Origin of the sequence: Streptomyces sp. NPDC047028 (assembly GCF_040644095.1) — a bacterium.
GTDB lineage: Bacteria > Actinomycetota > Actinomycetes > Streptomycetales > Streptomycetaceae > Streptomyces.
In genome coordinates this window covers 110,588-118,331 of record NZ_JBEYVS010000029.1, presented here as the reverse complement: position 1 = coordinate 118,331, position 7,744 = coordinate 110,588, and the positions used below count along the sequence as shown (strand labels likewise).

The following is a 7,744-nucleotide window of genomic DNA, read 5'->3' as shown; positions in this document are numbered from 1 at the left end:
GATCACCGGCAGGTGATCGACGCGATCGCGTTCAAGTACCGCACCGGCACTCCGTGGATGGACCTGCCCGAGCACTTCGGCTCGTGGAAAGGAGCCCACAACCGGCTGCGGAAGTGGGCCTCCGACGGCACCTGGGAGAAGGTCTTCACCGCTCTGCTGGCCCAGGCCGACACCGAAGGCGACCTCGATTGGATCGTCGCCGTCGATTCCACGGTCGTCCGCGCTCACCAGCACGCTGCCGGGGCCCGTCAAAAGGGGCTCCGGCCGGCGAGCCGGACGACCATGCCCTCGGGCGGTCCCGCGGCGGGCTGACCACCAAGATCCACCTTGCCGCAGACAGCCGCTGCCGCCCGCTCGCCTTCGTCCTCACCCCCGGCCAGGCCGGTGATGCACCCGCCTTCCCCGAGGTCATGGCCACCCTGCGGGTGCCACGGCGGATCGGCAGGCCCAGAACCACACCGGAGATGGTCCTGGCCGATAAGGCCTACTCGTCCCGCGCGATCCGGACCCATCTCCGTCAGCGCGGGATCCGGGCAGTGATCCCCCAGCCTTCCGACCAGGTCGCCAAGCGCAAGAAGCGAGGCCGATCAGGCGGCCGCCCGCCCGCCTTCGACCGTGAGGCGTACAAGCAGCGCAACACCGTCGAACGGTGCATCAACAAGCTCAAGCAGTGGCGCGGTCTGGCCACCCGCTACGACAAGACCGCCACCGTCTACCTCGCCGGACTCCACATCGCCGCCATCTTCATTTGGTCGGCGAGGTGATCCGAAGGAAACGACCTAGCCCCCTGTCAGTCGCCGCCCGGAGCGGTTCGGCCCTCGAACGCCGCCAGGATGCGTTCCGCGGCCAGCGTCGCCGTCAACGAGCCCTCCCGGACCCGCTGTTCCAGCACCGGCGCCGCCTCCCGCACCGCGGGGTCGGCGTGCAGCCGGCCCAGCAGTTCGTCGCGGACCATCGCCCACGTCCAGTCCACCTGCTGTTCGCGCCGCTTGGCGCCGAGCCGCCCGGTGGAGTCCAGCAGCGCACGGTGCCGCTCCAGCCGCTCCCAGACCGTGTCCAGGCCGGCCGACTCCCGGGCGCTGCAGTGCAGCACCGGGGGAGTCCAGAAGGCGTCCTTGCCGTGCATCAGCCGCAGCGCCCCCGCCAGCTCCCGGGCGGCCGCCCGCGCGTCCCGCTCGTGCGGTCCGTCCGCCTTGTTGACGGCGATGACGTCGGCCAGCTCCAGGACGCCCTTCTTGATGCCCTGCAGCTGGTCACCGGTGCGGGCCAGGGTGAGCAGCAGGAAGGAGTCGACCATGTCGGCGACCGCGGTCTCCGACTGGCCGACGCCGACGGTCTCCACCAGGATCACGTCGTAGCCGGCCGCCTCCATCACGACCATCGACTCCCGGGTGGCCTTCGCGACGCCGCCCAGCGTGCCGGCACTGGGGGAGGGCCGTACGAATGCCGCCGGATCCACGGCCAGGCGCTCCATCCGCGTCTTGTCGCCGAGGATGGAGCCGCCGGTGCGCGTGGAGGAAGGGTCCACCGCGAGGACGGCGACCCGGTGGCCCAGCGAGGTCAGCATCGTGCCGAACGCGTCGATGAACGTCGACTTGCCGACGCCCGGCACCCCGCTCACGCCGATCCGCCGCGCCCGGCCGCTGTGCGGCAGCAGCCGCGTCAGCAGCTCCTGCGCCAGCGCCCGGTGCTGCGGCCGGGTGGACTCGACGAGCGTGATGGCACGGGCCACCAGGGCCCGCTTCCCGTCGAGCACACCCTTCACATACGTGTCGAGATCGATCGCTGCCATGGGCCGGCTACTGGTCGTGGCCGAGGCCGGCCGACAGCCGCCGGACCAGGTCGTAGGCCGCGTCCGGGATCACCGTGCCGGGCGGGAACACGGCCGCGGCACCCATCTGAAGCAGCGTCGGCACGTCCTGCGGCGGGATCACCCCGCCCACCACGATCATGATGTCCTCGCGGCCCTCCTCGGCGAGCTGCTCCTTCAGCGCCGGGACGAGCGTGAGGTGACCGGCGGCCAGCGAGGACACCCCGACCACGTGCACGTCCGCCTCGACCGCCTGCCGGGCGACCTCCTCCGGCGTCTGGAACAGCGGGCCGACGTCGACGTCGAAACCGAGGTCGGCGAACGCGGTCGCGATCACCTTCTGGCCGCGGTCGTGACCGTCCTGCCCCATCTTGGCGACCAGGATGCGCGGCCGGCGGCCCTCCGCCTCCTCGAACGCGTCCACCAGGGCACGGGTGCGGTCCACGGACGGCGACTGGCCTGCTTCGTTGCGGTACACGCCGGAGATCGTACGGATCTGGCTCGCGTGCCGCCCGTACACCTTCTCCAGTGCGTCCGAGATCTCCCCAACGGTCGCCTTGGCCCGGGCCGCGCGCACCGCGAGCTCCAGCAGGTTCTCCGTGCCCTCGGCCGCCCGCGTCAGCGCGTCCAGCGCGTCCCGGCAGGCGGTCTCGTCGCGCTCCGCGCGCAGCCGGCGCAGCTTCTCGATCTGCTGCGCCCGCACCGAGGAGTTGTCGACCTTCAGGACCTCGATCTGCTCGTCGCTGTCCACCCGGTACTTGTTGACGCCGATCACCGGCTGCCGCCCGGAGTCGATACGGGCCTGCGTCCGCGCCGCCGCCTCCTCCACGCGCAGCTTCGGGATGCCCGCGTCGATGGCCTGCGCCATGCCGCCCGCCTGCTCGACCTCCTGGATGTGCGCCCACGCCTTGCGCGCCAGGTCGTACGTCAGCCGCTCCACGTAGGCGCTGCCGCCCCACGGGTCGATGACCCGGGTGGTGCCCGACTCCTGCTGGATGAGCAGCTGGGTGTTGCGGGCGATCCGCGCCGAGAAGTCCGTCGGCAGGGCCAGCGCCTCGTCGAGGGCGTTGGTGTGCAGCGACTGGGTGTGGCCCTGGGTCGCCGCCATCGCCTCCACACACGTCCGCGTGACGTTGTTGAACACGTCCTGCGCGGTCAGCGACCAGCCCGAGGTCTGCGAATGGGTGCGCAGCGACAGCGACTTGGTGTTCTTCGGCTCGAACTGCGCGACCAGCTTGGCCCACAGCAGCCGCGCCGCGCGGAGCTTGGCGACCTCCATGAAGAAGTTCATGCCGATCGCCCAGAAGAACGACAGCCGGGGCGCGAACGCGTCCACGTCCAGGCCCGCTTCACGGCCCGCGCGGATGTACTCGACGCCGTCCGCGAGGGTGTACGCCAGCTCCAGGTCGGCCGTCGCCCCGGCCTCCTGGATGTGGTAGCCGGAGATGGAGATGGAGTTGTAGCGGGGCATCCGCCGCGAGGTGTACGCGAAGATGTCGGAGATGATCCGCATCGACGGCTTCGGCGGATAGATGTAGGTGTTGCGGACCATGAACTCCTTCAGAATGTCGTTCTGAATGGTCCCGGCCAGCTTCTCGGGCGGTACGCCCTGCTCCTCCGCCGCCACGATGTACAGGGCGAGGATCGGCAGCACGGCGCCGTTCATCGTCATCGACACGGTCATCCGGTCCAGCGGAATCCCGTCGAACAGCTGCCGCATGTCGAGGATCGAGTCGATGGCCACGCCCGCCATGCCGACGTCACCGGTCACCCGCGGGTGGTCGCTGTCGTAGCCCCGGTGGGTGGGCAGGTCGAAGGCGACCGACAGGCCCTTCTGGCCGGCCGCGAGGTTGCGCCGGTAGAACGCGTTGGACTCCTCGGCGGTGGAGAAGCCCGCGTACTGGCGGATCGTCCAGGGCTGGTTGACGTACATCGTCGGGTACGGGCCGCGCAGGTACGGCGCCATGCCCGGGTACGTGCCGAGGAAGTCCAGGCCCTCCAGGTCACGGCCGGTGTAGAGCGGCTTGACCCCGATGCCCTCCGGGGTCTCCCACAGCGGCTCCTCGCTCCCGGTCGCCTTCGTCACGGCCGTACGCCACTCGTCGGCGCCGCCGTCCGCGACGGGGGTCCCCAGCTCGATGCCGGAGAAGTCGGGGATTCCCATCAGGACACTCCCATGCGGTCGAGGGTCGCGGACAGCACGGCCACGGCGTCGCAGCCCGCGAAGACGTAACTGTCGACACCCGGGTGGTCGGCGGGGCGGCCGGCGAGGACCACGTGCCGGGCGCCGGCCGCGCGCAGGGACTCGGCGGCCTTCCCGGCCTGTTCGGCGTAGACCGCGTCGCTGGAGCACAGCACGGCCTCGGTGGCCCCGCTGTCCTCGAACCGGCCCTCGGTGACCGGCTCGACGCCGCCCGCCTGGAACAGGTTCGCCGCGAACGTGGCACGCGCGGTGTGGTCGGCGGCCGTACCGAGCGCGGCCAGGAAGATCCGGGGCCGGGCGCCGGTCGCCGCGAGGTGGGCGTCGGAGCGGGCGCGCAGCTCCTCGAACGCCTCGTCGCGGCGCACCCGGGGCAGCCCGCCCGACGGCGGCTCGGGCGCCGCCGCACGCTCCACCGGCTTCTCCGCCAGCAGCGGGAACTCGCTGACCCCGGTGATGGGTTCGCGGCGCTTGGCGAGCCGCTTGGAGCGCTCCGCCCACGTCGTCGCGAGATCCGTGCGCAGCCGGCCGGAACGCAGGACCGCGGCCTGCCCGCCGTCCCGCTCGATCGTCCGGAAGAACCGCCAGGCGGCCTCGGCGAGTTCGTCGGTCAGCTTCTCCACGTACCAGGAGCCGCCCGCCGGGTCGATCACCCGGGCCAGGTGGGACTCCTCGACGAGGATCGTGGACGTGTTGCGGGCGATCCGCCGCGCGAACGCGTCCGGCAGGCCGAGCGCGTGGTCGAACGGCAGCACGGTCACCGCGTCGGCGCCGCCGACCCCGGCGGCCAGCGTCGCCACCGTCGTGCGCAGCATGTTCACCCACGGGTCGCGGCGGCTCATCATCACCGGCGAGGTCACCGCGTGCTGCACCTGGGCGCCGGCCTCGGGCGAACCGCACACCTCGGCGACCCGCGCCCACAGCCGGCGTGCGGCGCGCAGCTTGGCGACGGTCAGGAACTGGTCGGCGGTGGCCGCGTACCGGAACTCCAGCTGCGCGCAGGCCGCCTCGACGCTCAGGCCCGCCTCGGTCAGCTCCCGCAGGTAGGCCACACCGGTGGCGAGGGAGGCGCCCAGCTCCTGCGCGGCCGAGCCACCCGCCTCGTGGTACGGCAGCGCGTCCACCGTCAGCGCCCGCAGGCCCGGCCACGCCCCGGTGCAGCGGGCGGCCAGTGCGGCGTACGGTGCGAAGTCCAGGGCGGTGCCGGTGCGGGCCTCGTACCCGAGCGGGTCGCCACCCAGGTTGCCGCGGGCCGCCTCGGCGCCGACGCCCCGCTCCTCGTACAGCCCGAGCAGCGCCTCGGCGGCGGCCGCGGTGTCACGGCCGGCGTCCAGGACGACGGGCGCCAGGTCGAGGTAGACGCCGTCCAGGGCCGGGCCCAGCGAGGACACCGGGAGGACGCCCTCGCCGAGGACCAGCCAGAGCGAGGTGACGCCGTTCTCCAGGTCGGCCAGCACCCCGCCGGCCGCGTCGTCGGTGAGCGCCGCGTGCCGCTGCCGTACGTCCCAGCCGCCCGCGGTGTTGCCCTCGGGGCGGGAGCCGCGGACGAACGGCGCGAAGCCGGGCAGACCGGGGTCGGGCGCGTCGTCGCGCGCGGTGTAGAGGGGGCTGGTGCGCAGCCCGTCCTCCAGCGTCGTGGACAGGGCGTCCTCAGCTGCCGTCCCCGAGACTTCCTTGCCCGACTTGCGCAGCACACCCTCGACCAGGCGGTGCCACTGCTCGTGTGTCGCGTCAGGGAACTCGGCGGCCAGTGAGAGCCCGTCGTCAGGCAGGACCGTCATGGCTCGGATGCTAGGCCAGCGGGCTTTAGTGACAGCAGGACGAGGGCTGTGACGTTTCCCTCTTTACGGCTGTGAGCTGCGCCTCCCGCGCTTCCGAGGCACCTTGCGCAAGCCCCGCGAATGCCCCTCAGCCGGTCAGTTCGGACCGCTCCACGTCCTCGGTGGACAGGGTCTGCGGGGACGCCGTGAACGCGCGCAGGCGCAGCCGGGTCCGGTGCCCGGGCAGGACGAACCGTCCTGCGGGCGCCCGGAGTTCGACGGTGGCCGTGCTGTGCGCGGGCAGGGTGGCCGGGCCGCGCACCCGCGTCCAGTACCGGCGGGTGCCCTGGCCTGTGGTGAGCATGTAGTGCGGGGTGAGCGGGGCGCCGCCCGTGTTGGTCACCTTCAGGGTCAGCGCGGACAGGGCGTTCGCCGAGGGCCGCCGTACCGCCGTGACCGCCATCCGCAGCGGCGGTCCGCCGGTCACCGCCAGGACCGCGCTCAGCAGCGCCGGGGCCACCAGCAGGCCCGCCGCGGCGCACAGCGCGTGCCGCCGGCGCGGGCCCCGCAGGAACCGGGGGCGCGGCTGCCAGGCCCGCGCGAACTCCGGCAGCGGCGCGGTCACGGCCGACGCCAGCCACAGCGGCGTCATCATGAGGTAGTAGCCGTCCTGGGAGCGGGTCGCCACGTAGAAGGCGCACCACGGGAGCACGGTCGCCGCCGGGCCCAGCCGCCGGACGAACAGCGTGAACAGGGCCAGCAGCCCCGCCGCGAGGAGCATGCTCGCGTGGCCGTACCAGTCCAGCCGGTCGCTGCCGTGGGTGAAGTACAGGGAGACGTCGACCAGGCCCTGGCCGTGCAGCACCGCGCCCTGCGTCAGGGGCAGCACGATCCCGCCGAGCCAGGCCCGGGTCTCGTGCACGATGAAGTAGGTGTTCAGCAGCAGCCACGCGGTGACGGCGACGCCGAGGACGCGCAGTACCACCAGGCCGGCCCGCCGAGCGCCCAGTTCGCCCCGCCGTACCGCGTATACGCCCGCCAGCAGGAACGGCGTCACGAACCACGGCAGTTGCTGTGCCGCACAGGCGGCGCCCAGACAGGCGGCGCGGGCGATGCCCGGGGTGCCGAGCCGGCCGCCGGCGCCCAGCCGCGGCCAGCGCACCACCACCGGGATCATCAGGGCGAGGCCGAGGATCGCCGGATAGCCCTGGCGGCCGTACATGGGCAGGAAACCGAAGCCGAGGCAGAGCATGGTCGCCGCCGACCGCCAGGGCACGGGCAGCATCCGCCACAGCACGACAGTGCCGGCGAGCAGCGCGAGGGTCGCCGCCGCCGTCGCCGGGATGCCGCCGGACCCCACCCACAGCAGAGGGGCCGTCAGCAGCGGGGCGAGCGGGGGGTAGCCGTACGTGAAGTCGTAGCCGCCGCCGGCCAGCGGGGTGAGGGCGACGTGTTCGTGGTGGAACAGCCAGGGCCAGGCCTGTCCGTACACCGGGTGTCCGGCGACCAGCTCCCGCGCGGCCTGCGCGGTGAGGGCCGCCTCGTCGTTGCCCGCGTGGTTCATCGCCCAGGTGCACGCGGTCAGCACGATCGCGGTCACCAGCACGAGCAGGTCCACCCGGGCCAGGGACCGCGCCCGGCGGACCGTCAGGGCGAGGATCGCGCCGCCGAGGACGGAGAGGTAGCAGAGTGAGATGACACCGGCGAGGACCGGCCGGTGCGACGCCGCCTGGGTCCACACCGAGCGGGTGCCGATGAAGAGGCTGACATCGGCGAGGAGGGTCAGGACGCGGTGGCACTGCGCGGGCCCCGCCGGTGCCTCCGTGGTCGGCCTGGGTGCGGCGGACACCGCCGACCGCGTCCGCCGACCGGGTGCCACCAGCTGTTTCTCTGCCATGTGCACAAGCACAGGACCCTAGTGGGGGCCGGTGAACGGCACGCTGACCGCCATGAAAAGTTGGGTGTGAGACAGGT

General features: G+C 72.8%; 4 protein-coding genes and 1 pseudogene. 1 reads left to right on the top strand and 4 read right to left on the bottom strand.

Translation table 11 applies throughout. The annotated features are described in order from the left end of the window. Nucleotides 1-192: 192 nt before the first annotated feature. Nucleotides 193-764, top strand: a pseudogene (locus tag ABZ854_RS24945) (IS5 family transposase); the annotation flags it as partial. A 26-nt stretch (nucleotides 765-790) separates the two neighbouring features. Here the strand turns inward: ABZ854_RS24945 and meaB are convergent. The 4 genes from meaB to ABZ854_RS24925 all read right to left on the bottom strand — a co-directional run bounded on the left by meaB (nucleotide 791) and on the right by ABZ854_RS24925 (nucleotide 7,667). Continuing rightward, nucleotides 791-1,792, bottom strand: a complete 1,002-nt coding sequence (meaB, locus tag ABZ854_RS24940; protein ID WP_129306050.1) for a methylmalonyl Co-A mutase-associated GTPase MeaB — start codon at nucleotides 1,790-1,792, stop codon at nucleotides 791-793. 7 nt (nucleotides 1,793-1,799) lie between these two features. Further along, nucleotides 1,800-3,974 carry a methylmalonyl-CoA mutase gene (gene scpA / locus ABZ854_RS24935; protein WP_361214567.1) on the bottom strand — a complete coding sequence of 725 codons (2,175 nt, stop codon included), beginning with the start codon at nucleotides 3,972-3,974 and terminating at the stop codon, nucleotides 1,800-1,802. Next, nucleotides 3,974-5,791 (bottom strand): methylmalonyl-CoA mutase family protein, encoded by a 1,818-nt coding sequence (locus tag ABZ854_RS24930; RefSeq protein WP_361214565.1) that lies wholly within the window; start codon nucleotides 5,789-5,791, stop codon nucleotides 3,974-3,976. The genes scpA and ABZ854_RS24930 overlap by 1 nt, the downstream gene beginning before the upstream one ends. A gap of 127 nt (nucleotides 5,792-5,918) precedes the next feature. Continuing rightward, nucleotides 5,919-7,667, bottom strand: coding sequence for a hypothetical protein (locus ABZ854_RS24925; RefSeq protein WP_361214563.1), 1,749 nt, complete (start codon nucleotides 7,665-7,667; stop codon nucleotides 5,919-5,921). Nucleotides 7,668-7,744 lie beyond the last annotated feature (77 nt).

Bases quoted from the DNA above. Each gene is read 5' to 3' on its own strand.
- meaB (WP_129306050.1), bottom strand. From the start codon at position 1,792: ATGGCAGCGATCGATCTCGACACGTATGTGAAGGGTGTGCTCGACGGG.
- scpA (WP_361214567.1), bottom strand. From the start codon at position 3,974: ATGGGAATCCCCGACTTCTCCGGCATCGAGCTGGGGACCCCCGTCGCG.
- ABZ854_RS24930 (WP_361214565.1), bottom strand. From the start codon at position 5,791: ATGACGGTCCTGCCTGACGACGGGCTCTCACTGGCCGCCGAGTTCCCT.
- ABZ854_RS24925 (WP_361214563.1), bottom strand. From the start codon at position 7,667: ATGGCAGAGAAACAGCTGGTGGCACCCGGTCGGCGGACGCGGTCGGCG.